Origin of the sequence: Exiguobacterium sp. s130, from assembly GCF_018619055.1 — a bacterium.
GTDB lineage: Bacteria > Bacillota > Bacilli > Exiguobacteriales > Exiguobacteriaceae > Exiguobacterium_A.
The window spans coordinates 115,903-142,162 of the sequence record NZ_JACSNI010000004.1 but is presented as its reverse complement, the minus strand read 5'-3'; the positions used below and the strand labels follow the sequence as shown (position 1 = coordinate 142,162).

General features: G+C 45.8%; 30 protein-coding genes and 1 pseudogene. 16 read left to right on the top strand and 15 right to left on the bottom strand.

The genetic code is table 11. From position 1 onward, the window contains the following. Window positions 1-24 precede the first annotated feature (24 nt). Window positions 25-909 carry a CopD family protein gene (locus HZS85_RS11775; protein WP_214856169.1) on the top strand — a complete coding sequence of 295 codons (885 nt, stop codon included), beginning with the start codon at window positions 25-27 and terminating at the stop codon, window positions 907-909. Window positions 910-960: 51 nt separating this feature from the next. Here HZS85_RS11775 and HZS85_RS11770 read toward each other — a convergent pair whose 3' ends face one another. Both HZS85_RS11770 and HZS85_RS11765 read right to left on the bottom strand, forming a co-directional pair. After that, window positions 961-2,754: an acyltransferase family protein gene (locus tag HZS85_RS11770; RefSeq protein WP_214856168.1), complete on the bottom strand. Its 1,794-nt coding sequence runs from the start codon at window positions 2,752-2,754 to the stop codon at window positions 961-963. A gap of 136 nt (window positions 2,755-2,890) precedes the next feature. Continuing rightward, complete coding sequence (locus HZS85_RS11765; RefSeq protein ID WP_214856167.1) at window positions 2,891-3,187, bottom strand: ATP-binding protein; 297 nt, start codon at window positions 3,185-3,187, stop codon at window positions 2,891-2,893. A gap of 166 nt (window positions 3,188-3,353) precedes the next feature. Here HZS85_RS11765 and HZS85_RS11760 point away from each other — a divergent pair, with 166 nt between their 5' ends. From HZS85_RS11760 to HZS85_RS11750, 3 genes are read left to right on the top strand one after another with little or no spacing between them, the layout of a single operon-like run. Next, window positions 3,354-4,397 carry a bifunctional transcriptional activator/DNA repair enzyme AdaA gene (locus tag HZS85_RS11760; RefSeq protein WP_214856166.1) on the top strand — a complete coding sequence of 348 codons (1,044 nt, stop codon included), beginning with the start codon at window positions 3,354-3,356 and terminating at the stop codon, window positions 4,395-4,397. Then, on the top strand, window positions 4,394-5,440 hold the full coding sequence (locus HZS85_RS11755) for a DNA alkylation repair protein (protein WP_214856165.1): 1,047 nt from the start codon (window positions 4,394-4,396) through the stop codon (window positions 5,438-5,440). The genes HZS85_RS11760 and HZS85_RS11755 overlap by 4 nt, the downstream gene beginning before the upstream one ends. Then, the gene (locus HZS85_RS11750) at window positions 5,441-5,782 is read left to right on the top strand and encodes a GNAT family N-acetyltransferase (RefSeq protein WP_214856164.1); all 342 of its coding nucleotides are present in this window, start codon (window positions 5,441-5,443) and stop codon (window positions 5,780-5,782) included. It abuts the gene before it with no gap. 37 nt (window positions 5,783-5,819) lie between these two features. On the opposite strand, the gene HZS85_RS11745 is transcribed toward HZS85_RS11750, so the two are convergent. After that, the gene (locus tag HZS85_RS11745) at window positions 5,820-6,398 is read right to left on the bottom strand and encodes an AAA family ATPase (protein ID WP_214856163.1); all 579 of its coding nucleotides are present in this window, start codon (window positions 6,396-6,398) and stop codon (window positions 5,820-5,822) included. Window positions 6,399-6,530: 132 nt separating this feature from the next. Between HZS85_RS11745 and HZS85_RS11740 the strand changes: the two genes are divergently transcribed. Next, window positions 6,531-7,058, top strand: a complete 528-nt coding sequence (locus tag HZS85_RS11740; RefSeq protein WP_214856162.1) for an NUMOD4 domain-containing protein — start codon at window positions 6,531-6,533, stop codon at window positions 7,056-7,058. A 47-nt stretch (window positions 7,059-7,105) separates the two neighbouring features. Here the strand turns inward: HZS85_RS11740 and HZS85_RS11735 are convergent, their stop codons facing one another. From HZS85_RS11735 to HZS85_RS11710, 6 genes are all read right to left on the bottom strand, one after another. Then, window positions 7,106-8,755 (bottom strand): methyl-accepting chemotaxis protein, encoded by a 1,650-nt coding sequence (locus tag HZS85_RS11735; RefSeq protein ID WP_214856161.1) that lies wholly within the window; start codon window positions 8,753-8,755, stop codon window positions 7,106-7,108. 87 nt (window positions 8,756-8,842) lie between these two features. Then, complete coding sequence (locus HZS85_RS11730; RefSeq protein ID WP_023466867.1) at window positions 8,843-9,019, bottom strand: hypothetical protein; 177 nt, start codon at window positions 9,017-9,019, stop codon at window positions 8,843-8,845. 143 nt (window positions 9,020-9,162) lie between these two features. Further along, the gene (locus HZS85_RS11725; protein ID WP_035411230.1) at window positions 9,163-9,567 is read right to left on the bottom strand and encodes an NUDIX hydrolase; all 405 of its coding nucleotides are present in this window, start codon (window positions 9,565-9,567) and stop codon (window positions 9,163-9,165) included. Further along, window positions 9,564-10,214 (bottom strand): Type 1 glutamine amidotransferase-like domain-containing protein, encoded by a 651-nt coding sequence (locus HZS85_RS11720; RefSeq protein WP_214856159.1) that lies wholly within the window; start codon window positions 10,212-10,214, stop codon window positions 9,564-9,566. The genes HZS85_RS11725 and HZS85_RS11720 overlap by 4 nt, the downstream gene beginning before the upstream one ends. Window positions 10,215-10,262: 48 nt before the next feature. Beyond that, the gene (locus HZS85_RS11715) at window positions 10,263-11,261 is read right to left on the bottom strand and encodes an ABC transporter permease (protein ID WP_214856157.1); all 999 of its coding nucleotides are present in this window, start codon (window positions 11,259-11,261) and stop codon (window positions 10,263-10,265) included. Then, window positions 11,254-11,934 (bottom strand): ABC transporter ATP-binding protein, encoded by a 681-nt coding sequence (locus HZS85_RS11710; protein WP_214856154.1) that lies wholly within the window; start codon window positions 11,932-11,934, stop codon window positions 11,254-11,256. The genes HZS85_RS11715 and HZS85_RS11710 overlap by 8 nt, the downstream gene beginning before the upstream one ends. 149 nt (window positions 11,935-12,083) lie before the next feature. Between HZS85_RS11710 and HZS85_RS11705 the strand changes: the two genes are divergently transcribed. Both HZS85_RS11705 and HZS85_RS11700 read left to right on the top strand, forming a co-directional pair. Further along, complete coding sequence (locus tag HZS85_RS11705; RefSeq protein ID WP_214856152.1) at window positions 12,084-12,521, top strand: hypothetical protein; 438 nt, start codon at window positions 12,084-12,086, stop codon at window positions 12,519-12,521. Further along, window positions 12,518-12,871 (top strand): hypothetical protein, encoded by a 354-nt coding sequence (locus tag HZS85_RS11700; RefSeq protein WP_214856150.1) that lies wholly within the window; start codon window positions 12,518-12,520, stop codon window positions 12,869-12,871. Before HZS85_RS11705 ends, HZS85_RS11700 begins: the two co-directional genes overlap by 4 nt. An 18-nt stretch (window positions 12,872-12,889) precedes the next feature. Here HZS85_RS11700 and HZS85_RS11695 read toward each other — a convergent pair whose 3' ends face one another. Then, window positions 12,890-13,444: a DUF4352 domain-containing protein gene (locus tag HZS85_RS11695; protein WP_214856148.1), complete on the bottom strand. Its 555-nt coding sequence runs from the start codon at window positions 13,442-13,444 to the stop codon at window positions 12,890-12,892. Between the two features lie 241 nt (window positions 13,445-13,685). Further along, on the bottom strand, window positions 13,686-14,075 hold the full coding sequence (locus tag HZS85_RS11690; RefSeq protein ID WP_214856146.1) for a RidA family protein: 390 nt from the start codon (window positions 14,073-14,075) through the stop codon (window positions 13,686-13,688). Window positions 14,076-14,164: 89 nt separating this feature from the next. On the opposite strand from HZS85_RS11690, the gene HZS85_RS11685 reads away from it, so the two are divergent. The 3 genes from HZS85_RS11685 (at window position 14,165) to HZS85_RS11675 (ending at window position 17,273) form a co-directional block, all read left to right on the top strand. After that, window positions 14,165-14,488 (top strand): nucleoside triphosphate pyrophosphohydrolase, encoded by a 324-nt coding sequence (locus HZS85_RS11685; protein ID WP_214856144.1) that lies wholly within the window; start codon window positions 14,165-14,167, stop codon window positions 14,486-14,488. After that, window positions 14,485-16,809, top strand: a complete 2,325-nt coding sequence (locus tag HZS85_RS11680) for a DEAD/DEAH box helicase family protein (RefSeq protein ID WP_214856142.1) — start codon at window positions 14,485-14,487, stop codon at window positions 16,807-16,809. The genes HZS85_RS11685 and HZS85_RS11680 overlap by 4 nt, the downstream gene beginning before the upstream one ends. A gap of 80 nt (window positions 16,810-16,889) precedes the next feature. Continuing rightward, window positions 16,890-17,273 carry a hypothetical protein gene (locus HZS85_RS11675; RefSeq protein WP_214856140.1) on the top strand — a complete coding sequence of 128 codons (384 nt, stop codon included), beginning with the start codon at window positions 16,890-16,892 and terminating at the stop codon, window positions 17,271-17,273. A gap of 63 nt (window positions 17,274-17,336) precedes the next feature. Here the strand turns inward: HZS85_RS11675 and HZS85_RS11670 are convergent, their stop codons facing one another. Further along, window positions 17,337-17,636, bottom strand: coding sequence for a nucleotide pyrophosphohydrolase (locus tag HZS85_RS11670; RefSeq protein WP_214856139.1), 300 nt, complete (start codon window positions 17,634-17,636; stop codon window positions 17,337-17,339). Then, entirely contained in the window at window positions 17,633-19,267 is a 1,635-nt protein-coding gene (locus HZS85_RS11665; protein WP_214856138.1) for a DUF2075 domain-containing protein, read from the bottom strand. Before HZS85_RS11665 ends, HZS85_RS11670 begins: the two co-directional genes overlap by 4 nt. A gap of 139 nt (window positions 19,268-19,406) precedes the next feature. On the opposite strand from HZS85_RS11665, the gene HZS85_RS11660 reads away from it, so the two are divergent. Continuing rightward, window positions 19,407-20,261: a P-loop NTPase family protein gene (locus HZS85_RS11660; RefSeq protein WP_214856137.1), complete on the top strand. Its 855-nt coding sequence runs from the start codon at window positions 19,407-19,409 to the stop codon at window positions 20,259-20,261. 34 nt (window positions 20,262-20,295) lie between these two features. Here the strand turns inward: HZS85_RS11660 and HZS85_RS11655 are convergent, their stop codons facing one another. Beyond that, a complete protein-coding gene (locus tag HZS85_RS11655; protein WP_214856136.1) occupies window positions 20,296-20,931 on the bottom strand; it encodes a DUF3885 domain-containing protein in 636 nt (211 codons plus the stop codon). 43 nt (window positions 20,932-20,974) lie between these two features. Next, window positions 20,975-21,397 (bottom strand): VOC family protein, encoded by a 423-nt coding sequence (locus tag HZS85_RS11650; protein ID WP_035411200.1) that lies wholly within the window; start codon window positions 21,395-21,397, stop codon window positions 20,975-20,977. A 206-nt stretch (window positions 21,398-21,603) separates the two neighbouring features. Here HZS85_RS11650 and HZS85_RS11645 point away from each other — a divergent pair, with 206 nt between their 5' ends. The 5 genes and pseudogenes from HZS85_RS11645 to rsiV all read left to right on the top strand — a co-directional run bounded on the left by HZS85_RS11645 (window position 21,604) and on the right by rsiV (window position 26,197). Further along, complete coding sequence (locus HZS85_RS11645; protein ID WP_214856135.1) at window positions 21,604-22,617, top strand: LacI family DNA-binding transcriptional regulator; 1,014 nt, start codon at window positions 21,604-21,606, stop codon at window positions 22,615-22,617. Between the two features lie 156 nt (window positions 22,618-22,773). Next, window positions 22,774-23,872, top strand: a pseudogene (locus HZS85_RS11640) (ABC transporter substrate-binding protein). Between the two features lie 380 nt (window positions 23,873-24,252). Next, on the top strand, window positions 24,253-24,726 hold the full coding sequence (locus HZS85_RS11635; RefSeq protein WP_214856134.1) for a hypothetical protein: 474 nt from the start codon (window positions 24,253-24,255) through the stop codon (window positions 24,724-24,726). 114 nt (window positions 24,727-24,840) lie between these two features. After that, window positions 24,841-25,359 (top strand): RNA polymerase sigma factor SigV, encoded by a 519-nt coding sequence (locus HZS85_RS11630; protein WP_214856133.1) that lies wholly within the window; start codon window positions 24,841-24,843, stop codon window positions 25,357-25,359. Beyond that, window positions 25,343-26,197: an anti-sigma-V factor RsiV gene (gene rsiV / locus HZS85_RS11625; protein WP_214856131.1), complete on the top strand. Its 855-nt coding sequence runs from the start codon at window positions 25,343-25,345 to the stop codon at window positions 26,195-26,197. Before HZS85_RS11630 ends, rsiV begins: the two co-directional genes overlap by 17 nt. Window positions 26,198-26,260: the final 63 nt, after the last annotated feature.

Sequence of the window (26,260 nt, the reverse complement as noted above, 5' to 3'; positions counted from 1 at the left end):
AAGATGCGGTTATAAGAAGATTTTATGGATGGTACGTCATGGGCGGTAGCGGGGCTCGGAATGCTTGTTCTTGGAACAAGTATCCCGGTCATCGGTGCCGTTCGTTTTCTGCTTTCGACGCAAACGATGACGGGGGCTCTACGAACGGGGTTACTTTTGCATATCGGTCAAATGTTTCTTGTCGTTTACTTCGCTGTCTTACTCCTATTGATCGTACTTGCCTGGCGAAAATATCTGTCCGTCCTACTCGCACTCTTGACGATCCCGATATGGATTGGCATTGCAGGAACGAGTCATGCTGCGGCGAAATACGGTGCGTTCGGATGGATGCTGCAATTTAGTCACTTTTTATGTGTGACAGCTTGGATCGGTGTCGTGTTTTGGGTAGCCATCGGTGCCCGCTCGACCGCTCATTGGTCTGCCTTTTTAAGTTGGTTTAGTCCATTTGCCCGGATTGCTTTTACCGGTGTCATTCTGTCAGGTCTGTTGCTGATGCAACTGGCGATTCCGCTTGAACGTTATCCGAATCTATGGGGCGTGCCATACGGTCAAGCCATGTTGCTGAAGCATCTTTTGTTGTTGCCGCTTTTGTTCTACGCCTTTTGTAATGGCACGCTCGTCCGGCGTCGGTTACGTTTCGACTTGACATACGATCCGCGTCCGTTACTCCGGATGGAGAGTATTATTTTAATACTTCTGTTCATGGCAAGTGCATCACTCAATCGTTTGGCACAACCGACGTTAGGTCAACTACCGGTCAGTGGTCCAGCAGGGGACGGGGGGGTCTTGATGATGGGGATCGCCACCTTACCACTGCTCTTACTCGGATTCAGACGACATGCATTGGGTGTCTTGCTGAGCCTTCTTAGTGTCAGTCTGATCTACCTTGAACTACTTGCGACAGGGTGAACACGAAAAAACAAGGTAGCGGAACTATCCGTTACCTTGTTTGTCGTGGTTTTATTTTGTCGAAACGGCGCAATTCGTGGCCTTCGCAAGAATCTTCGAATAGGCCCGGGCGCCCTTAATATTCAAATGAACACCATCCGCTTCGAAGTATGATGGATGCTTGACGGCAACGGCATGCCAGTCGATCAGCTCGACCCGTTTTCGTTTCGAGGCCTCGCGTAACATCTGATTGACTTCCGCTTCCCACGGGCGTGGGACGCGTGCAGTGACCAGATAGATGTGATCGGCATTTGCAAATTGGTCGAGTAAGCTATTCAACTGATCTTTGCGGAAGCTGCCGTTTGTCCCAAGATGAAGGATGACTTGGCGTCCATGTTGATTATACGACGCATACTGCTCACTTAGCGGAATCGCTTCTCGTAGCTGTCGACCGAGTTTCGCATCAATCGTCAGTTGTTTGAGTGTACTGCCGAGATAATCTTCGACACCGAGCAGGACGGAGTCACCGATCGCAAGCGTCGGTCGACAAATTTTTCGTTGATCAGGTTTTGCTTTCGGTGTCGTCGGTTTGAGGACCGGTTTCGGTTTTTCTTTTGGCGCCGCTATCTTATGGAAGGCGGGTTTTGGCTTCGGTGTATCGGAAACAGCAAGAATCGATAAGTTACCAATGAAGCTGACGATAAGGATCGTCAACACGGCAACACTCGCCCACTGTACCGTTGAGAACTGACGTAACTGTTGCGGATGTAGCGATAAACGCTTCAAGTAACCAGACAGTCCGTGTTGACGAATCGGACGCTCGATGAGGCGATACGAGACTTCTGTTAACGCAACAAGAATAACTATGATCAATATAGTCCGTAGTACCGAGAATGTTCCAATTTGCTCGACCGGTGTCAGCAACGTGATGACGGGAAAATGCCATAGATATAAGCCGTACGACCGTTTGCCGATCGCAATAAGTGATGGACGCGCAAACCAACGACTCCAAATCGACGCCGGATGGGCGATCGTAGCAATCAACAGGGCGGCAAGGAGCGAAACGATGAAAAAGCCACCGCGGTATAAAAAGCTTCCGAACTCACTCGTGACAACCATCAGTAAAAGTAAGAGTAGCAACGTGACAGCACCTGTTTGATTCAACAATCGAACACCACGTTTTGGGATATCAATCTTAAAGCGGGTCGGTTGCCACGCGAACGCGAGCAAGCTCCCGATCAATAAGGCGAATAATCGTGTATCGGTACCGTAGTAGACACGACTCGGATCCTCACCCGGTGTGAATTGAATCGCCATCGCGAGCACGGATGCGCCGATCGCGACACCAATCAATTGAAGGAACAGGCGACGATTTTTCATACCGAACCAAAGTAGGATCGGGAATAGCAGGTAGAACTGTTCTTCGATCGCGAGCGACCAAAGGTTTTGGATCGGTGACGGTTTCCCGAACGACTCGAAATACGAGACGTCATGGAAGATATACCACCAGTTCGTTCCGTAAATAAGCGCAAAGGCACTATCTTGACGAACTGTATGCAATAGTTCGCGTTCAAAGACGGTTACATATCCGAGAACGAGTAACAGCATGATGAATAGGGCTGGGAACAAACGACGGAAACGATGAATCCAAAACCGTTTCAAGTCGAGGCGTCCGGTCGTCTGCCACTCGCGTAACAAAAGACCAGTAATCAGGTAACCGGATAAGACGAAAAAGAGATCAACACCGAGGAAACCACCGGAGAAGAATGAAACAGACAGATGGTAGAGAATGACAGATAGAACAGCGAAGGCACGCAGACCATCAAGCCCTGGCATATATGTAATCGAACGAGACGAGGATTTCATAAGACACGAACAACTCCTTTAAAACGACAACTAATTTCTAACAGTCTTTAGTGTATCGAATTCCAATTTCAAAGAAGTGTCTAAGAAGTAACAACCTAGCCCAAAAAAGCACCCGACGAGAGCATCGGATGCTGACTTACGAATGACGCGGAAAACGACACGTGACGGAAAAGTGGTTGTCTGGTGAAGTGAGCTGGACACTTCCGTGATGGCGCGCCATGATTTGTTGAACAATCGACAGACCGATACCGGAACCGCCGGAAGAACGCGATGCGTCAGACGTTCCGAACGGCGTCAACCATTCGTTTAATTCTTCTGGTGTATAGGTGTTAGCAATCGCATTCGAGCAAATCAGTTGGATGCTTTGTGCTCCTTCTTTGATTGAAATCCGAAGATCACCGATTCCGTGAAGTGTTTCTTTTAAAAAAATCAAACATGAAAACCCTACTTTCCGTTGAGTATAGCATGTAGTATGCACGTCGTCCCTTTCGAAAACAGGTAGAGAATTCTTAAGTGAATCTTAAACAGATCAATGCCTGATTTTCGGCGACATCGTAACCGGACAAGCCGTTATACTAAAGACAAAGGAGGGGAAAGCGATGGAACATCATATGTATTATGAGGCACTTGTTCGACGTGACGCGACGTACGAAGGAACGTTTTTCGTCGGGGTCAAGACGACCGGTATTTTTTGCCGCCCGACGTGTCCAGCGCGAAAACCGAAAGCGGAGAACTGTGAGTTTTTCGAGACGGCGCAAGAGGCATTGCTTGCCTCTTATCGACCGTGCAGACGGTGTCATCCGCTCGCTTATCCAGGCGATCACGGTACGATTCAACGCTTGATCGAAGCAGTCGAGGCGGAACCAGATAAACGGTTCAAAGAAGCTGATTTCCGAGCACTTGGTTTGGACGAATCAACAGCACGGCGCCAGTTCAAGAAACGATTCGGGATGACGTTCGTTGCCTATGCTCGGGCACGGCGGATGGGGTTAGCGATGAAAGAGATTCGGACTGGGAAGCCGGTCATCGAAGGGCAATTAGTAGGAGGCTATGAATCAAGCAGCGGTTTTCGTGAAGCGTCAGCACGGATGCTCGGGGAAGCACCGTCACGTTTTGACGGACAGGTCTTTCGCGCAAAATGGCTTGATACACCACTCGGTTCGATGCTTGCGATTGCGGATGAACAACACTTACATCTTCTTGAATTCGTCGATCGACGGGGACTTGAACGGGAAATTGAACAATTGCGTCGAAAAGCACATGCCGTCATCGTTCCCGGTGAGTCACCCATCTTTGGACAGATTGAAGGGGAGCTCCGTCGTTACTTCAAAGGAGAACCGGTCTTGTTTCAGACGCCACTGATGCGGTACGGAACGCCCTTTCAACGCCGCGTCTGGGAAGAACTTGAACGGATTCCGAGTGGCGAGACGATCTCGTATCAGGAACTGGCCATCCGAATTGGTCAACCAACCGCTGTTCGCGCTGTCGCACGAGCCAACGGAGCAAATCAACTGGCAATCATCATTCCATGTCATCGGGTCATTCGAACGAATGGGGATTTAGGTGGATACGCCGGGGGACTTGCACGCAAGGAAACATTGCTCAAACTGGAGCGTACAAAGAGAGGACTGGATGTAGGATGAGTTTGATTAAAGATGTGTTTTCACCGAGTTGGCTCGATGGCTTAGGAGAAGCGGTCGATGTATCAGATTTTCGCAGACGAGTCGAACGGGAGAACTGGGAAGAGCTTGCGTTTAAACAACGCGTCCGTCGTGTTGCGGAGACACTAGAATCCGTCCTGCCACCGTTTCCGGACTCGATTGGGGAGCTGGAACGACTCGCACCACAGTTTACTGGGTTACCAGGGATCGTTTTTCCCGAGTATGTCGAGCGGACAGCAACACTCACTGACTGGACACTTGCGTTAGCAACGCTCGCTAAATTGACACCGTATTCGACGTCTGAGTTCGCTGTCCGGCGTTTTCTACTCGCTGATCAAGAGCGTTATTTCGAGCAAGCACTCATGTGGGCAACATCAGACGATGAACATGTTCGGCGCTTAGCGTCGGAAGGGACACGACCGCGTCTGCCATGGGGACAAGCGATTCCGAGTCTGATTGCTGATCCGCGACCGTCATTACCAATTCTTGACGCGTTACTACAGGATCCGTCACTCTACGTCCGAAAAAGTGTCGCTAATCACTTGAACGATATTTCAAAGACGCATCCGGAATATCTGATTGAGCGGATCGAACGTCACTTAAGAACAGATCCGAATACGGACTGGATTTTACGTCATGCTTCCCGGATGTTACTCAAACGCGGAAATCCAGAAGTCTTACAGTTGTTCGGACACGTTACGCAAGGGGAGGTCGAGATTACAAATTTAGTCGTCTCGCCGGTTACGATTGGCAAAGAGCTCGACTTCTCGTTCACCGTGACGAGTTCTGTTCCACAACGTTTACGCTTGGAGTACGCGATCGATTACGTCAAACAACGCAGAACGAGTCGGAAGGTGTTTCAACTGCGGGAGCGAGAAGTTAAAGGTGTCTTACAAGTCGAACGACGCCAATCGTTTCGGAACATGACGACGCGTGTCCATTATCCTGGTACACACACATTGACGATTTTGATTAACGGAGAGGCTTACGCGACAGCAACGTTTGAGGTCGAGGAGGAGAGCTGAATGCAAGGACGGCATCCGGATTTTAAAACGTCACGATTATTTGTCGAAGCAACGGATGAAGAATCGGGTTGTAAGTGGACGCTGCATGCGTTACGTGAGAAAACGATCGTCGGAACGATTATTTTTACATGGGATGATTCAATCGGAAGCCTGCGATATACGTCAAATGATGAAGGCGATCAGCACGGGTACATCACGGAAGCCTTGACGTCGATTTTGTCATATCTCGCGCGGACATTATTATTGACGCGTGTTTATAGTGAAGCGGGCAGTGAGACGGTCTGGCGTCGCAACGGATTTCAGTTGCAGGCGAATCGATATGCACGTGAACTTCATCATTAAAGCCCCGTCCTGCTCAGCAGACGGGGCTTATTTGTGATTAGACCGTTGTTTGCGACCAGTTGAAATGGTCGCAAATCGCTTCAGCGCTTTCACGCGCACTTAACTGTTCCGTATCAAGAAAGAGATAATTGACGTCCGGCAATTCGCCTGGCAGCGAGCGTGTCCGGTATCCGTCTGCCGTCTCGCGTAAGTCTTGTTCAGAAGCAGCGAGGTCGCGCTTCGTCACTTTGTGCGTCAATCGGTTTTCGGTCGTGTTCCGGTGCAGACGGGTCGCGACCGGCGCATCCAGTTCAACGATATAGACGTCAGCACCTGCTTGTTCGAACAACTCAACCGTTTCTTCGATGAACTCGAGACCACCACCTTCGACGCCGAATAAACAGAGGAATGTAAACAGGACACCTTCAAGCGAACTGTTCGCCATTTCCTTGAACATCTCGCGCCGAATCGTATCTTTTAAGCGGTGATGGGCGGGTTCAGAGAAATCAAAATAAGGCAATAACAAGTCGATCGTCTGGTGGTTATGGAAGACTTTCATCTCCGTCAACCGTTCGATTTCCTGACCAATCGTCATCTTTCCGACCGCTTGGGGACCAAGTAACAAGACAAATTTCATGGACGAACCTCATTTCCTTTTTCTGCTAAGAATAGCACATTCCGATGAGTGACATCACTAGAACGCTTGTTCGTAATTTGATATAATTCAGGTATGAAGTCCCGTCGTGTCCTTGTCTGAAGGAGGACAACTATGCAAGAGCAATGGAAGGCCGTCATCGGCTATGTAGGTATATATGAAGTCTCATCGCTTGGTCGCGTCAGGTCGCTCGACCGGACGATCGTGACATGTCGCGGTGTCCAGCAACGACGAAAAGGTGTCTTGCTCCGTCCGCGAATCAATCGGGAAGGGTATCGCAAAGTGACGCTCTATCAACGTGGTCGAGGAGAACGCGTGCAGGTCGGTCTACTCGTTGCACAAGCTTTTCTGACGGCTGACGTCACGGAAGCGCGACTCGTCCGGCGCAACGGCAAACGGGCTGACGATCAGTTGTCGAACTTAGATGTCCTGCCTTCAATCGATCAGCAGTATACTGAATTGCTGGGCGAGTTTGATCTCTTGTTAGGTCAACATGTGACGCTGTCACCGTTTCAGATTCGAACGATTCGCACGCAGTATGAAAAAGGAAAGACGATTCGTCAACTGGCAGGGCAGTATCAGGTGACGGAGAACCGGATTCGCAATATCATCGATAAAAAGGAAGCACGTTATATCGGCTGAGAACAGAGGGAAAGAGCGCTTGCCAGGAATGGCAGGCGCTCTTTTTGTTAAGACGACGATTCGCTCGAGCGAACGGTCTGTTGCAACGAACTGATCCGTGACTCGAGTACCGCGCTATGTGTCTTCAATTCCGTTTGCTGAATGACGTGGTGTTGCATTTGATCCCCGAGTACTTGGCTGTAGGACGAGAGCTCTGACATCAACTTTTGGACAGATTGTAGATGCTGTTGCATATTCGACTGGACTTCTGCGACGATCTGGCGTTGGTGTTCAACGGTCCCTAGTGTCGTCTCGATCGTCGTCGCTTCAGTCAGCATCTGTTGCAAGTGCTCCGTTGCCGTCTCAAGCTGTTGTGACGTCGAGAGAAACCGTTCCGTCATCTGCGAGAGCGCTTGTTCGACTTGATTGAGCCCTGTCGTCCACGTCTGATTGACCTGACGGATGTGGTCCGTACTCGTCCGGATATCGATCGCTAGTCTTTCGACTTCCTTGGCCACGACCGTGAAGCCACGACCGGCTTCGCCAGCACGAGTTGACTCGATCAGCGCATTTAGCGATAGGCGGCGCGTCTCTTCAGCGACACGCTGGATGTGGGAAATTGAGGTCTCCATCTGCTGCTGTAGATGTGAGGTCTGTTGCAAAATCTGCTCTGTCGTCGCGGATTGTTCCTTCAGTAACTGGCTTTCCTCTTGTAATGTCTCAAGTGTCGTGTGATTTATCTGAACAGTCTGTTGAAAACGGGTTACGGCATGTTGACTGTTCAGAAGTGTCGTTTGCATTTCGCTTAACGCATCGTGTCCTTGGGCAGTCAAACGTGTGGAGGCGATGATCGTCTGATTCATCTGCGTCGATTGCGCAAGTAAGGAGCCGGCGACTTCATCGACGGCATGCACCGATTCATCCATCGCGGATAAATGCGAGGAAAAGTGGGGCTGGACGGATTCAAGTTCCTGACTGGCTTGTTGCATCTCGACCGTCAAATCCCCAATCTGTTGCATCAATTGATTGTATTGAAACGTGAGCTGTTGTAACTCAAAGGTCGTCGTCTTAAGCGTTAACGGACGATACGATCGCTTCGCATGGGCTTCTTCAATCTGTAGAGCGAGTTTCGATAACGGTGCTAGTTGTCGTTGAATTCGCCAGCGGATCAAGAGGCTGATGCTGACAAGTGTGATCACGCTCACCCAGATGAGTGTCCAAGCTAAATCTCGAGCAGGAGCGATTAATTTATCGCGATCGGTCGTCAGCAAGATGACGTCATCGAGTTCCGGAATCGTCATCGCGACAAGAAACTGGTCTTGATTTGAAAAGGCATATGTACGAGCTGTTTTTAAATGCTGTAGTAGTTGTTTCCGTTTTGCTGGTTCGAGTGTCAACGGTCGGAACGCCTCACTCGTGTTCAGGCTTTGAAAGCGAGTCGTGTAGTCATCACGTGATAAGTCGGTTCGCTGTTGCTGTTGTAATCGTTTAATGGCACGCGTACGGTCTGTTGCGTCATTCGGATATGCGAGAAACGTTGCCCGGACGTTCGCATCAAACATCGTTAATTCGCGCATCAGCCGTTCCTCAGTCGCTGCGACGGATTGTTGGTACGACGCGTAAACGCTTAGACCACTGATCACGATCAGTCCGATGGCGACGATCGGAATCAACCATCCATTTAATTGTTGTGCCAGTAATCGTTTTTTCTTTGGCATAAAATATCTCCTCCCGTATTCCTATCGGGAGGAGATAGCTCAACATGTATGAAGGCGTTGTACGACTTGTGTAAAGGTCTTGTGAATCTAGTTCACGTAAATCGGAAGGACAGTCGCAAGATGTGTCATAAGTGCTTGTGTCTCTTCTTTTGGTTCAGACGTCACATAAATGATCAACGCAGCAGCAACGATGACAAATATGGCAATGACAAGAATGATGAAGAACGGCATCTTACTTTTTCGTTTTTCGGCTTGACGGTCCATGAAAGATTCCCCCTTAATAATGTATACGATAGATATATTTAAGGGATTCCCTGTTCATTACTTTAAAAACACGACAACTGTTCGATAATGAAAAAAATACTGCCTTGTCTGACGAGAGCGTTAGACAAGGCAGTATATTACGTTCAACTAAGGAGAGACCAGACATCATATCGCTCAAAATCAGCCAAAATATTTGGCGCAATCAACTGACGGATCATTTCTTCGTCCGCCCAGAGATAAGCGTCGTGTTCTGCGGATAACTGAACGCTCGTCTGGTTCGTCGAGCAGACGTACATCAACAAAATGATTTGCCGATCGGGATGCGTTAGGAAGCTCGAGGCATAGAGTAGACGCTCCGGCGTAACCGTCAACTGTGTCTCTTCTTTCATTTCGCGAACGAGACTGTCGAGCGGCAGTTCACCGAAGTCGATCTTTCCACCTGGACATTCCCAAGTTCCGCCGCCGAAGTCAGCGACAGCCCGGCGGACGATCAGAAGACGTTGCTCGTGAATGATGATGCCTTTGACGGCAGGAACGATTGCTGTCATTTGACGGGACTCCGCGATAATACGACGGGATCGGTTCCTTCCGTTTCGATCAGCTGCTGATCGCGTAGATAGATCCCGCTTGCGTCGGCAAGTCCGAAGGCACGGCTCGTGCCTTCTTCCGTAAAGGATTTCACCAGGTGGGCAGCTTCGCCCCACGTCTCGTAATGGACACAGACGACAGCGTCTTTCAGCAGGGCAAGACCAGGCAAGCGAAGACGTCGATTGTCGCGTTGGTCGATCTCCGGAATCACACAACGTTCGGGTGAAACGAGGGCACCGGCAGAAAAGCCAGCGACCGGAACACCGTTTACGAAATGCGACTGGATGATGTCACCAATCGGTGTCGCGACCAAGTATTGCTGATACAATTCGGTCTCGCCACCGGAGATGATGATCCCTTGACATTGCTGTAGTTGCGCGAGCTGTTCATCCGTTGGCGCGTCAGACAGTGGTAGATGGACGAAGGACGAAATACCCTCTTCCTGCAACGCTTCCGTATAAATCGAGGCGTAGGTCACCCATTCCTTACCAGTACGTGGGACATACAGAATCGCGACCGGACCACCATTCGTTAATGCAGCAAACCGTTTTCGCAAATTCGGTGTAAATGGAGGACCGCCTCCAAATAAGAATAAATGAGTACGCATGAAGTCATCCCTCCAACTATGTATTAGAAAAAGTATAGCAGAAATCAATCAATTGGAAATATGCTGGTAGAATGATTGTTTGCGGAACCACGTGTGATGTTGTTTCCGTTCTTGAAAGAGAACGAATAGGACGAAGGTGATGACGAGACCGCGTCCAATCCATGGTAAGACGAGAAGACCGTAGTTCATCGCAGCGAACAGTTGGAGCAAGAAGCGACGCTTACTCGGATCCCGCAGATACGTGATCAGTGGAAGTTGCTGGTGCGTCTGCTTGAATAATCGCAGATGAAGGAACGGACGCTTTCGGTGAGACGGCTTCGGTAAGGCACCGTTCAATTCAAGGACGGTTGTTGATAAACTCGACTGTCGTTTCGTCGACAACAGGATATCCTCCGTTAATCCGTCCTCACGCCGTGACCAGTGCCGGACATGAAAAGATCCGAACAGTAACACACCCAGTGCGACAACGAAGAGGACAGGGTGCGGTTGAAGCCAAAGCAGGAGTAACAGGGTGATGCGTCCGGTTGCCAGGACGAGATGACCGCTCCATTTCCGCAAGAACCGTTGCCCAGATAGCCGGTATGTCCAGAAGCTAAAGAACGGTTGGAGTAAAGAAAGCGCGAGACTAGTCAGCAGTACGGTGATACTAGATTGGTCAAACCGGATGTGATGTAGCGGGAAACAAAGTAGATGTAAGCCGGCCGTTAATAAGAAAATCCGCACGAAGTGATACCGAACAGAATACCGCTTCATTCGGACGATCGCTCCAGAAACCGGTTTGAAGAAGAGACGATCCGCCGGTTCGAACCAAGCGTAAAAGGCAGGCAGAAACCCGTACAGCATCCAACCAAGTAAGATCCAAGCGACCGGAACCGTTTGAACCCAGTCCGCTTGACCACTTAAGATTTGAACCGTCTCATAGATGATGAACAGCCCGACCGGAACGACGAGATACAGCAAGATCGTCCAGTCGAAGATTTCTCGAAAGAAGCGACGCTGTTCCGCGTGCCGTCGACGGATCCGTTGCTTCAAAAAGGTTTCAATCATGCTCGAGCACCATCGCTTCCATGATGTCGAACAAGCGGGCACCTGGCTGACCGGAAGCTTCACCGATTTGAGCGAGTGTTCCTTGATGTTTGATGCGTCCCTGATCAATCCAGACGAAGTCGTCACACAGACGTTCCGCGGAATCAAGGACATGAGTGACGAGCAGAATCGCCACGCCACGCGTTCGTTCTGCTTCAAGTACATGCAACAAGCGAATCGTCGCGACCGCGTCAAGACCAACGAACGGTTCATCGATGATCAGGCAGTCCGCGCGTTGCATCAAGGCACAGACGAGCATCACCTTTTGCTTCATTCCTTTAGAAAAAGAGGATACATAGTCACATGTGACAGCATGCAGTTCGAATGTCTTTAAAAGTCTTTCCGTATAGGCATGGTCTGTCTCGTGGAGCGAGGCGACCAGCTCAAGGTGCTCGGAGAGCGTCAAATATTCATAATAGGTTGGCTGTTCCGGAATATAGGCGAGTGAGACCGGTAAATCGATTTCTCCTTCGACCCAAGGCAGCGTACCGAACATCGCTTGAATCGTCGTACTTTTTCCTGCACCGTTCGTACCGATCAAACCGGTGATGGATCCGGGCTGTAAAGCAAACGCAATCTCGTGTAAGACGGGCTGACCGATGTCATAACCGGCTTGTTGAATGGATACATGCATGTGAACCATCTCCTTTCACTACATTTACTGATAGAAGGAGGAAAATGTTTCACAGTCACAGAAATCAGCAGAACCATAGTAAAAAATGTAACAGGTTAAAAATAACAAATGGGCTATAATGGAAATATCAATTTTAGAGGATGAGCGTGATGCAAGCAGTCAAACGAATTTATTTCCGAGAGTCCGGCATGGGAAGAGGACAGACGTTTTGGTGGGACCGTGCAAGTCGGACAGTTCGAGCGGAAGATGAGGAAGAAATATTATCTCCACGGTTTCCACGTGAATTAATATTCCTTGACGAAATGGATCCATTGCTTATAAACCTGACGGAAGAGGACATCTATCTAATCGACATGTGGTCAGATTTATTCAATGCCGAGAAATGGCGAGAGTGCGCGGATCCTGAAAGTCTTACGATGATGGACGGAACAGCCTGGGAAATTCATGTGACGACAGAACACGGTACAGAAAAAGTGTCATGTTCAAATGTGTTTCCACCAGGGTGGGAGATGATTCGGGAACTCCTATACGGTTATTACGATGCCGGGAGTAACCGAGAAGACGAAGAAGGGGAGGGTGAACTATGAAACGAGCACTATTGTATCTGATTCCGTTTGCGTGGCTAGGACCTTACCTCGATTGGAAAGAGGGTTCGATACTAGGGTATGCCTTATTTTTATTTGGACTCGGTGTTCTATCGTATTCACTTGCACGGAGTGGAAAACCGAAATACATCGTCATCGGCAACATGGCTTCGTTTGTAATTTCGTACGCGATCGCACTCAGTGTAGGGGAAGGATATGGCGAAGGATACTTCAATCCATTGACAGTCAATCAACTAGTAATCGGAGTAAGTATCTTGAATTTGGTCGTACAAATACCAATGGTGATGAATGCGATTCAAAAACAGTTTGAAAACAATAAAAGCGCTCCATAAATCAGGAGCGCTTATGCGTTAGTTTTTACCTTTAAAAACAACTTCATTGTTATTCCATGAGAAAGAAGGCTTGTAGATTAATTCGAGCGACTGTCCCTTTGGTGCATCGTAGAAGAGCTTCCCTTTTAATGTCTTCCCTTTATTCAAATCACCACTGATTGCTGTATCATCGCCATAATAGGATTCTACTTGTTCGTCATTGATATACAAGTTAAATTCTGTATTATCAATGAATGAAGAATCATCACCTTTGTTGATTGCTGTTACATCAAAAACGACAACGTTATTGTTTTTAGCTTCACTATATTGATTAGGAGATTGATTTTGTGCTTTTGATATTGTTAATTGTACATCTCCAACTTTAATTGTGTCACCAAAGGCAAAAGTTTTAGGGGCTTCGCTTTTTTTCTTATCATCAGATGACTTATTAGAATCGACAGAAGTGACTTCATCACCCTTTTTTAATTCTTTATCAACTTCATTAGCAAAGAACGATGTACATGCTACCATTGCAACAATCAAAATAACAATTGCAACGATTAATCCCAATACCAATTTTAAAAACTTTTTCATAACAATAAATTCTGTCCTTTCATAATCCCAATAGATTTTTATGTATTAAATTCTTCCTTAATTTATGTTTTTAGATCTAAAAATTAGGTTGTCAAAATTATTTATTATAAAATAAGTAAGAATTAATAATATTCTATCATAAAAAACAAAATATTCCCTTAAAAAATAAATATTGTAAAATTTTGAAAATTCATTTGTTGAATATGAAAAAACGCTACGCAACGAGTGCGTAGCGATCAGATTACACGAGTCCTAAGATCTCAACTTCAACTAAAGCACCTTTTGGTAGTTCCTTAACAGCGATACAAGACCGAGCCGGGAAGTGATTGCGCGGTGCAAAGTAATCGGAATAAATCGTATTAAAAGAAGCGAAGTGTTCCATGCTCGTTAAGTAGCATGTCGTCTTGACGACGCGGTCAGGTGTCAGTCCTGCCTCTTTCAGGATGGCATCGACGTTGCGCATGACTTGTTCCGTCTGCTCCGTGATTCCGCCTGGTACAAGTTCACCTGTTGCCGGATCGATCGGGATTTGACCAGAAGCATAGAGTGTTCCGTTCGCGATAAAGCCTTGCGAGTAAGGACCGATTGCAGCAGGGGCGTTCGTTGTGTCGATCTGTTTGAATGTAGACATGAAAAGAACCTCCTCTTATAAAATACATATGTACGACACCGAGTGATTCGACTCGGATATCCCTCAACCTTTCAAAGGAGTGAATTGATATGCCACTTTATCATAAATTAGTTCGAGACGCGATTCCAAACATCATCGACCAAAACGGGAAAAAAGCGACGTTCCGCACGTTGGACGAAAATGAATTCCTAGTGGAAGCGAAAAAGAAATTACATGAAGAACTCGCTGAATATGAGGAGGCAGTGACAGACGCAGATGCTGTCGAGGAATTAGCTGATTTACTGGAGCTCATCCAAGCGTTAGCGAAGACACATGGCGTGACTGTTGAGGAAATGGAAGCCGTCCGGGCGAAGAAACAGCAACAACGCGGTGGATTCGAAGAACGCCTCTACCTGATTGAGGTCGAGGATTGATCCCGGAAGCGAAGCTGACGACGCATCATTTATATGACTCACTCGTCGAAGCCATTGATCAAGCAGAGGAAGTCTATATCGTCGCAGCGTTTGCTCAGAAGTCAGGTGTCACCTTGCTCGTCCCGGCATTTCGTCGTGCCTTGCAACGAGGAGCCGAGATTCGGCTGTTGATTGGCGACTATCTACATATCACCGATCCAGAAGCATTGGCGCAGTTGCTTGCGCTTGATGGGTTGTCAGTTCGCTTTTATCGGTCAGGTGGACGCTCTTTCCATCCGAAAGCGTATCTGTTTCGAAACGCAGAGACTGGCTTATCAATCGTCGGTTCGTCGAACATCTCGAACAGTGCGCTTCGGTCCGGTATTGAATGGAACGTTCATCTACCGCAAGCTGTCGCTCCACAGATCCTTGATGATGCGATTGATGCCTTCATGGATCTTTATCTCAGTGAATCGGCAGAAGAACTGAACCCAGTTGTCTTAGACGCTTACCGTCAAGAGTACGCGGCACGGCAATATGTCGCGGAACCAGAAGTCGAGTATGACGAAGGAACAGTCGTCGTTGCGCCAGAAATCCTGCCGCACCGAGTGCAGGAAGAAGCGCTCCGCGCGTTACGGGAAACGATGGAAGAAGGACGGACACGGGCGTTGGCAGTGCTTGCGACTGGATTAGGGAAGACCTACCTCAGCGCGTTCTTTGCGGGAGACTTTACACGAGTCCTATTCCTGGCGCATCAAAAAGAACTGTTACTGCAAGCGGAGCGTTCGTTTAAAAAAGTCAATCCGGCGTGGCAGACCGGCTTTTATATCGGCAGTGACCGGACCGTCACGGAGACGACGGAGATCGTCTTCGCTTCCGTCCAGACGTTGGCGCAAAAACGTCACTTGGATCGCTTTGCAACGGACCAGTTTGATCTCATCATTGTCGACGAGTTCCATCACGCGGCAGCGACGAGTTATCGGAAGGTCATCGATCATTTCACGCCCCGTTTCCTGCTTGGTCTGACGGCGACACCAGATCGGATGGACGGTGCGGATGTCTATGGGATCTGTCACCATAACGTTGCGTTCCAGATGCATTTCACAGCAGCGATTGCTGAAGGCTTTTTGACGCCGTTTCATTATTATGGTATTCACGACACGATCGACTATTCCCAGATTCGACGAATCGGTCGGACGTATGATGCGTCGCAGCTCGAGCATCGACAACTTGATCGAGAGGTCGCAGATAATATCTATCATTCATGGGAGACACATCGTCAAACGAAGACAATCGGTTTTTGTTCGTCGATCAAGCAGGCGGAATATCTGGCACAGGTATTTCGGGATAAAGGAACGACGGCATTTGCACTGACAGGGCAGACGACGAATCGTGCAAAGTACATGCAAGCATTCGAGCAAGGCGAGATTGAAGTCCTTTTTACTGTTGATCTGTTTAACGAAGGTGTCGATATTCCGAAAGTCGATACACTGCTGTTCTGTCGTCCAACCGAATCCATCGCCATCTATACGCAACAAATCGGACGCGGACTACGCTTAGCGCAAGACAAATCGTACTGCGTCATTATCGATTTGATCGGGAACTATCGTAACGTCGAGACGAAACTGAAACTACTTGGAACAATGAAAGAGTCGTTCAAGCGAGGAGAGACAGAACCGATTACGCCACCGCCCGGTTGTGTGATTGAGTTCGATACGCGGGCACTGGAATTGATTCATCGACTACGGCAACCAAGTCAGCGGAAGTTACGACTGATTGAACAATATGAGCAAATCAAATATGAACTCGGTCGTCGACCATCGTATGTTGAAATCGGAGAATATGCAGCAGTTCCACAAGGTTATAAACAAGAGTGGGGCTCTTATGTTGGTTTCTTGAAAGAGTATCAGGAGTTATCAGACGAAGAGATTGAGGCGTACGATGCAAATCGAGAATTGATTGAGCAGGTCGAAAAAACGATCATGAATCGGAGTTATAAGATGGTCGTCTTGCTAGCGATGCTTGAGCGGGGAGAAGAGCGCTGGATGGAGCCGATTACGGCCGAAGAAGTCGCACCGTTCTTTTATGATTATTTGCATGCGGAGAAGTATCGGGAATTGAAGGATGCCCAAACGGCTGAGTTAAAAGGAACGTTTGATGCTACTAAAGTTGAGAGATTATTAAAAAAAATGCCGTTTCCGAAAATGGGCAGGCCATTCGTATTCGAAAACAACAAATTAACTATTTCGACAGTTGATTATGCGTCGAATGATTTTTATAAAATGATATTAGAAATTGTTCGATATAGAATGAATATATATTTTGCTAAAAAAGGAAACTGAATGTTCATTCTATCCAAATAATGATAAAGTTAAATATAACTTATTAAAATAAATGTATAAACTAATTGGGGTGAGATTGATTGAAAGAAGTAGAAGTTTGGGGAGAGTTACAGACGCTTCTTCATGTAGACGAAATAATTTTTCATTTCGATGAGATTAATCAAATGATTGAAGATAGTCCGACGGAGGCATTAGCGTATCTTGATGGATTATTCATAGCATTATCTGAAAAGCGTTCGACACAACTAGCTGAGCAAATAGGCCAAGATAAAACGAAATCACACTTGTTTCAAAAAAACTTATTACATTTGGCATGGAAACATATGCGAGTTGGACTTAATGTATCGATGCTTGAAGAGATTCAAAATATGATTAAAAGATTATTTGACAGTAGAAAAGCTCGCCTCAACTCTAGTGGGATAGATTTAACTATTGATGAATTATATGATTACTATAAGCAGTGATGTAAATCACTAAGAAGGACAATTCCTGAAGTTTCTATACAGAAATTGTCCTTCTAATTTAAATTAAACTTTGTATTTTCTCCCATTCTTCCGGATTTTATCTATTACAATTTTTTCTACATCGATATTCAATTCACTACATAAAGTCAACGCGTAAATCAGAACATCAGCAATCTCTTCTTTAATATTCTCTTTGTTCTCTTTCCAAGCTTCTTCACTTGTCTTCCACTGAAAAGCCTCCAATAACTCAGACGCTTCGATAGATAAAGAAATCGCTAAATCTTTAGCGTTATGATATTGTCTCCAGTTCCGTTCATCCCGAAACTCATCGACTTTTTTTATTAAAGATTCAATTTCATTCATGAGTCATTCTCCTTTAGCTGTAATAGACGTTTTCGCAATTGCAGATTCGTAGCATAAAGATAAAGTCCTTTTACGCCTCGCTTCATCAAAACGTTTAATGAATTTAAAATAATATCTTCTTTGGCTTGTTCATTTTCTGTTTTACTTAAGTCCTGGCGCGAAACAAAGGCGCCTTTATCCTTATACTGTGTAGGATCAATGATTAGCTGCTGAGTCTCTTCGTCATATTGAATGGAAGGACCAAGCACAACACCTACGTAATTTAAATCAAATCCTTGAATTGTATAAATTGATCCAACTTCGTTTATTGTTTCGGGTTGTTCTGCCCACGTTATATTTGAGTAACTACGATTCCAGGGAAGGTTGATGCCATCCTCGTCTACGTAATAGTCAGCACCATCTTTTTTATGAAGATAATCAAAGGTTGATACCATTCTTGAAAGCCCATATTTTTGATCTTTTTGAAAAATTGCTTGTTTGAATGCTTCGGGGTCTTCGAAGATTTGAAAGTCATAGTTAGAGTCTGATGGTAACGGTAAGATTTCTCGTTCTACAAAACGATTGATCCAATGTAATGTTTCTTGACTAGCTCGCATCCGAAATTGATTGGATAATCGTAACGTTTTCGTTGCGAAGGGACCGACGATTTCCTGAAGAGTAGTACGTCCCCAGTGGCTCTTGATTTTTAACACTTGTTTAGGATCAAAAATTAGAATAGTGACTTTACTACGTGTGATGATTTCGTTCAGCTGATTTTTTTGATGGAAGTTATTATACGTGTCTTCTTTTGTTAAGAGTAGGTGTGCTTCATCAATTAGTACAATGTCTACCATCATGTTTTGATTACTTAATGTGTTTATGAATGGTGTAGGTTTTTGGAATTGTTTTTTCTTCAGGTTCGGTAAGCTTCTTGCAATCGATTTATACGTTTTTAGCATTTCACTATGATTAACAAGTAAGTAATTGTCTGTTTGATAAAGAGCAGAACTTGTATCTTTCGACAGGTCCTGGATTGTATTGAATAAAGAACTAAGCAAAACACTTTTACCTGTCCCGGCATCTCCTTCGACAATAAATACATGATGTCCTGGTTGTGTAATATTTATTTTGCAGTATTCTAGTATTTCTTGTTTTACTTCGAGTTGTTGCTCAGACAATTCACGATATGGAGAGAGTTTATAAACATCTTTATTGCGTAAGTATTCAAGTGTTCCTTTAGCAATGCTTTCTTCACGCAATCGTTGCCAAATATTTTCGAAGACCGTTTCATTAAAAAAGGACTTTTGATAATAATTATGAGTATAACGAGAGGCTGTTTGACTGACGTTCTGCAACTTATAATGACCGTCAGCAATCAGAAAGTTGATCAAATTAGACTCTATGTTATAAGTGGCCGATTGGTTAAACTGCTCGTGTCCAATTAAAATTGTTTGATCAAGTTGTTTACGTCGAGAATCTTTTAAATGGGATTTTAATCTTTGATTTTTTTGAACCGTTTGCCCTACGTATGCTTGTTCTTTAGTTGAACTGTACAATAGGTAAACGATTGGATAATCGTCTATAAAATCCGACTGCGTATTGATTACGTCACTATAAGTAAATTTACGTTTCTCGAAATAAAGATTTTTCACTGTATGAAATCCTCTCAAGGTAATGATAAATGATTCGGCTAACCTGTAATATAATGTAATTTACATAATTAAATAATACTATAAATTGTAATGTATATAGCATATGAATTTTTAACATGCTTTTTTAGGAGGACAAAGAATGGTGACAAGCTTATTTTTAGTTGAAGGACTCCCAGGCTCAGGCAAAACAACGACAGCTGAAGCATTAACTCGTCTATTGCAAAAGGAACAAATCAATACGCGTCTTCATATCGAAGGAGACCTCAACCATCCTGCGGATTATGAGAGTGTCGCTTACTTAACGATGGATGAATGGACGGATTTTCAAAGTAAGTACGCTTCACTCGATGTCTTACGATTTGCTGAGGTGTTCAATGATTATGTGCTTGTATCATATCGTAAGTGGCAGTCAAAACAGAATGTTCCTGAAGCTGCGCTTTCATTTTTGCAAGCACGTGATATCTATGAACTACCGTTCGAGTTACATCAATCACTGATACTAAAGAAGTGGGAAGCGTTCGTTGCTCAAGCGTTAACGACGGATACAACATATGTTTTTGAGTGCTGTTTCTTGCAAAATCCGTTGACGATGGGGCTCATCAAATACGATTTACCGGAAGAGACGTTGCGAGCATATATTGAACGCTTAGCGACGATCATCGCGCCTCTACAACCAGTTCTCGTCTATGTTGATCAACCGGATGTAGAACGAAGCTTCCGTAAAGCACTAAAAGAGCGTCCGACAGAATGGGCGGACGGATTTGTATCCTATTACACGGAGCAAGCATATGGTGTGAATCACTCATTATTAGGAGTGGAAGGGACGATTGCAATCTTAAGGGAACGAAAAGCATTGGAACATCAGTTGTTAAAAACGCTTCCCTTTAGAGTAGAAGTATTTGGAAATGAAGAGTTTTCAGTAAAAGCAAGACAAGCTTGGGTGAAGCAGTTGATTCAGTCGACTGTGCGTTCGACTTCTTTAAGCGAGAGCTAATAAAGAGGCGATTCTTTGTCTTAGAATCGCCTCTTTATAGTGAGAATGTCTGATCAATAGTGTTTTTATCATGGTTCAATATCCAATGCTTATAATCATCGTAGAGATCACGGATAGCGTCAGGTGTTTCGCCGATCAGGTCACAGCCTCGGTCATCATAGATGTGAAACAGACTCTTTCGTCTCGGATTAAAGAAAAAGGTACGATGGATAAAAGAAGGACGATCCGTGACATCGTGACTGCAAATATCACGGATTAAAGCTGGATAATGAATCTCTTGCCGCGTACAGGTCAAAGACAATGTGTATGTAGCATAGGGATGCTCTTCCACATATTGCGGTGTACGATCGCACCGCAGGCGATAGCGTAAAGAAGGGGACTTCAAGTACTTCACAAATCCACTATGCACGACCGGTTTCCAACCGCTTGTTCTTTTGTAGGGACTGACCTGCACGATCCATGTGATAAGATCAGATGGAGCATGGATGGCTTCGAATAAGGTTAGGGCTTTTCGATAGGCGGACTCTAGATAATTCGGATCATCTAGACCAACGTTTTTGAGCAATGTTGAATCGCCTAGCTCAAAGCGGATTCCGTTCGCATTGTGATAAAATAAGTTCGGATATAAGACGAGCTGGGGAAAGATCGTATACAGCTCTTGGTGATTCAATAGGAACCCATCCCTTCCATGTATGATGCGCTACACTTATTTATTAGCCCATACTCGTTTCATGATTAACCTGCCATTGTACGCCAAACGCATCTTCGACAATACCGTAGGCTTCACTCCAAAACGTCTTTTGAATCGGCATGATGATCTTGCCGCCTTCAGCGAGCCGCGCGAACGTTTCGTGCAATAGCTCCACATCGGCTAAGTGAAGGGCTAGCGTAATGTTTTGTCCGAACGTCACAGGGTTTTGTGGCATCGCGTCTGAGAACATGAGACGTGTGCCATGAACGATGAGCTGCGCATGCAAAATCAGTGTCTGGTGCTCCGGTGGATACGGTTGACCATCCGGTCCAGGACCTGGTCCGAACTCCATGATTTCTGGCATTTCTTCCTGGAACACCTCCGTGTAGAACGTCAACGCTTCACGGGTATTTCCATTAAAGACAAGATACGGATTAATCGGCATGGGAAAGCTCCTTTCAAAAGGAAGAATGTGTTTCTTTCAGTATACCAAACATTTGTTCGTATAAAAAGAGTGGGTTGCTGATTTATTTAGTATAAATGATGACAGTTTCAATTTATCTGATTTTTATAAAAATAGGTTGCAACTTCCAGAAAGACTTCGTATACTAAATTTATCGAAAGCGCTTTCGGTGAAATGGAGTGAGTAGTATGGGAACAATTTATGATTTAGCGAAGATGACCGGTTTTTCGATCACGACGGTCTCGAAAGCCTTAAATAATTATTCAGATGTCAGTGAAAAGACGAAAGCGAAGATCGTCCAGGCAGCAGCTGAGATGGGATACTTGCCGAATGCACATGCTCAATCGCTCTCGACAAAACGTTCATGGACGATTGGTGTCATGTTTTCAGAAGCACATGGTGTCGGCATGATGCATCCGTTCTTTAATGCGATCATTGAAAGCTTCCGGAAAGCAACAGAGCAGCAAGGTTACGATCTGATTTTTGCATCACGAAATTTACGTAATCGGGACATGAGTTACTTGGAGCACTTTCGGCACCGAGCGGTTGATGGCATTGTCGTCATCTGTTCGGACCAGTTGGATCTGCACGTTCAAGAATTGATTCAAAGTACGATTCCGATCGTTGTCGTTGATATGTACAGTCCGGATTGTAGCGTCGTCTATTCCGACAATATTACGGGTGGGCGACTAGCCGTCGAGCATCTATATGAATTAGGTCATCGCCGGATTGCGCATATCGCTGGCGACACGACGACGGATGCTGGTGCAGCAAGGATTGAAGGTTATAAACAAGCAATGACCCAGTTCGGTCTGCCGATTCCGGACGGCTATATTGCAAACGGTGGGTTGTTTTCCGGAGAAGAAGGAAAACGGGCGATGCAAGAGTTGCTAGCGCTACCAGATCGACCGACTGCTGTCTTTGCGGCAGGGGACCAAATGGCAATCGGCGCTATTGAAGCGATTCATGAAGCTGGCTTACAGATTCCAACAGATATCTCACTCGTAGGCTACGATGATATCGAGATGGCGAAGTACATCACACCGAAGCTGACGACCGTCCGGCAAGATACGGAAACGATTGGTCAGCATGCGGCTTCAGTCTTGATCGAACAAATTGTCGATAAACAGCGGATCACGACACAAGACGTCATCCCCGTCGAGTTGATCGTTCGTCATTCGACAGGTCCTGCACCTGAGTGACGTGCACCAATTTCGGAATCGCTCTCGCTGGTTGTCAGGGAGAAAACGCGAGAGCGATTCCGAAATTATTTTTACGGCAGTTCCGAAAGCGATTTCGAATTAAACGATTAAATTGAAAGCGCTTACTTAAAAACTATTAAAAAAAGATGGGATGAAATGAAAAAGGCGTTCATTAGTACAGTCACGATTGGTGCCATGACAGCAACTGTCTTAGCGGGATGTACGGGAAGTGGCGAAGACACTACGAGTGGTGGCAAAGAGGTCTTAAAGATCTGGTCGTTTACGGATGAATTAAAAAAACCAATCAAAAAATTTAAAGAAAAGAATGACGTTAAAGTCGAATTGACGATCGTGCCGATGGCCGACTATCCGACGAAGTTGAAACCAGCTCTTGAAAGTGGCGTCGGAGCACCAGATATCTTCACGGGTGAAATTGCCTTCTTGAAACAATGGGTCGACGCTGGCTACTGGGCAAATTTATCCGAAAAGCCGTTTAATGCAGATGACGTTGCAAAAGACTATATTCCGTATGTATTTGACATGGGGAAAGATAAAGAAGGAAACGTGCGTGCGCTCTCTTGGCAAACGACGCCAGGAGGCATTTACTACAAACGAAGCATTGCGAAAAAAGTACTCGGAACAGACGACCCGAAAAAAATCGGCGGCATGATGAATTCAATGGATGGGGTGTTTGAAGTCGCCGATTAAGATGAAGCAAAAAGGCTATAAAATGTTCCCGGATGAAGGATCGATTCGTTGGTTCGTTCAAGGCAATGATCCACAACCATGGGTCAACGACAAGCAGGAGCTCGTCTTGACCGATGCACGAAAAGAATATATGGACTACGCAAAAGAACTCCGTACGAAACAATATACGGCCCTTGCACCGAACGCATTCAAGGACTTAATTCGCCGATTGCGGGCGGAATATACAGATTTACCGATCTATATTACAGAAAACGGAGCCGCATTTGACGATGATCTGATCGAAGGACGGGTCGCCGACCAAAATCGAATCGATTACGTTGCGCAACACTTGCAAGCAATCTCGGATTTGAACGAAGAAGGCATGAATATTGATGGCTACTACTTATGGTCGCTTCTTGACAACTTCGAGTGGAGCTTCGGTTACGAAAAACGCTTCGGAATCCTTTATGTCGATTTCGAGACACAGGAACGAATTTGGAAAGACAGTGCTCATTGGTATGCGAACGTGATCAAGCGACATAAAGCTACGCTTCCCCAAAGCGTATAAGGAAAAGGGGCTGACTCAAAAGTCAGTCTCTACAAAGATAAGGGTGGCAGAATGATGATCTGCCACCCTTATCTTTTAACAAAAAGAATGACGCGTCACACGCCACTCCTACAGGAAAAAGCGCATTATGCGCTGTCAGAGACAAACAAGACCCGCTTTCCTGCTTGAATGAAGCAGGAAAACTGGCTTGTGTCTCGCCTGAGGAAAGGGCGTGAAAAGACGCGTCATTCTTTTTTTGAGTCAGCCCATTTTGCCCGGATTAAATAAAAAATCAATAGAAATAGGGTGAAAAAATGTGTAAAAGAAAAAGGATTAAAACCCATCATATGGAATGTAAAGGGTAGAGGTGACATCTATTCGTTTTCAGGGGAGGAAACGTCATGCGTCAGAGGGACTTACCGTATCGGTTCATCTTTATTTTAGGTTTACTTGTCATGATCGGAATTAACGGATGGTCCGCCATGCTCCATCCGGACGGAATGATTAACGGATGGCAAAGCATTGCCTCCGTTGTCTGGCTTGTTGGTTTAGTCGTGTCTCTATTCTATATCAAAGAAGATAAAGCGCTTCGACTTATGGTCTGGTATATCCGGATTGGTCTCGTTGCGGCGTTATTCATCTACGGTGTTTCGTTACTTGAAGGCGCGTTTTCTGAGACGATTTGGTTTGATGGGCTTGCGAGTGTTCAGTTCATATTCTATTTCCTGTTCGTCATCCCATTGTTTGGATTAAATGCCTGGACGGATGTTCTGTTTGGTGAGTTTTCGTTATACATGAGTGTTCTGTACGGTATCGCCTTGATCACGCTTCACGTAAAAGTCTGGAATGATGCATCACGGCATTTAGATTATTGATTCAAAAAGGTGACCTTGTGTCGCCTTTTTTTGTTGTGTCGTCAACTTTTTTCTCGACTCGCCCGTCTTAATGATGTATACACAGAACGATATCGAAAAAAGGAGCCGCGGCCTATGACCTCTCGCCAAATGAGAAAACGGGAACAAGCATTCGTCCGTTTTTTAAAGCAATACAAACCGAATCTCTACTGGTTAGCCTACAGTTATATGAAAAATGAACAGGATAGTCTGGATGTCATTCAGGACAGCATCCAAAAAGCGTTACAATCACTCGCTCGACTCGAGGATGATGAACGGATGAAAGCCTGGTTCTATCAGATTTTGACTCGAACAGCGATCGATGCAATTCGGAAGCGTCAGCATAGTATCAGTTACGACTCGGAGCGACTGATTGAACTCGTTGCAACGAAAGAAGATACATATCCGGATGCTGATTTGCGACAAGCACTCGAGGAGTTACCGGTCATGTACCGGGAAGTCGTTATCTTACACTATTTCGAGGACTTGATCTTAAAAGATGTCGCGACGATTTTAGAGCTGAACCTAAGTACGACCAAGTCTCGCCTCTATAAAGGGTTGACCTTACTGAAAATGAAATTGAATGGAGATGATCTAGATGTCAAACAAACTTGATGATCTGAAACAGGCTTACCAACAACCACCGGTCCCAAAGGAACTCGATGAAATGATTGCCCGAGTCGAGCGTCGAACTCGTCCTTCACGGACGAAGCAATCCGTGTTGATTACAGCGGCCGCCATCACGTTATTCATTGGCGGATTAAATAGTAATGCGTCGTTTGCAGACGCAATGGCGAAGGTGCCAGTCCTCGGTCAACTGACCGAGATCGTGACGATTGATTGGAAAGAGACGAAGACACAACAGTCGGCTGATATTAAAGCACCCCAAGTGACGTTACCGGACAAGGCACTCGAGCAACAGCTGAATGAAAAGTATATCGCGGAAGGACAAGCGTTATATGAAAAGTTCAAACAAGAGACGCACGGACAAGAGGGAGTATTTGCGATCGATAGCCGATACGACATCAAGACGGATACGGACGACCTGTTGTCGATCGGGCGAACTGTCACGGAGACACGGGCAAGTGCATCGGAAAGCGTCCAGTACGATACGATTGATAAGAAGCAACAGCTTGTCCTGACGTTACCGTCCTTGTTCAAAGATGACGGATATATCACGACAATCAGTGATTACCTAAAAGAAGAAATGCGTCGCCAAATGAAAGCAGATGAAGGGAAAGTCTACTTCGTCGAAGGAACACCGGATATACCGGAGGACGAACAGTTCAAACACATTTCAGCGAAGCAAAACTTCTATATTACGGCAGACCACAAATTAGTCCTGTCGTTTGATGAGTACAGCATCGCTCCAGGATATATGGGCATCGTCGAGTTTAAAATTCCGACGTCAATCTTAAAAGACGACCTCGTCAGTTCGTCCTATATTCGTTGATTGTCAGATTTTAAAAATCATTGACGTAAAAATGAAAAAAGGGAACAATTTCTAAAAATGACC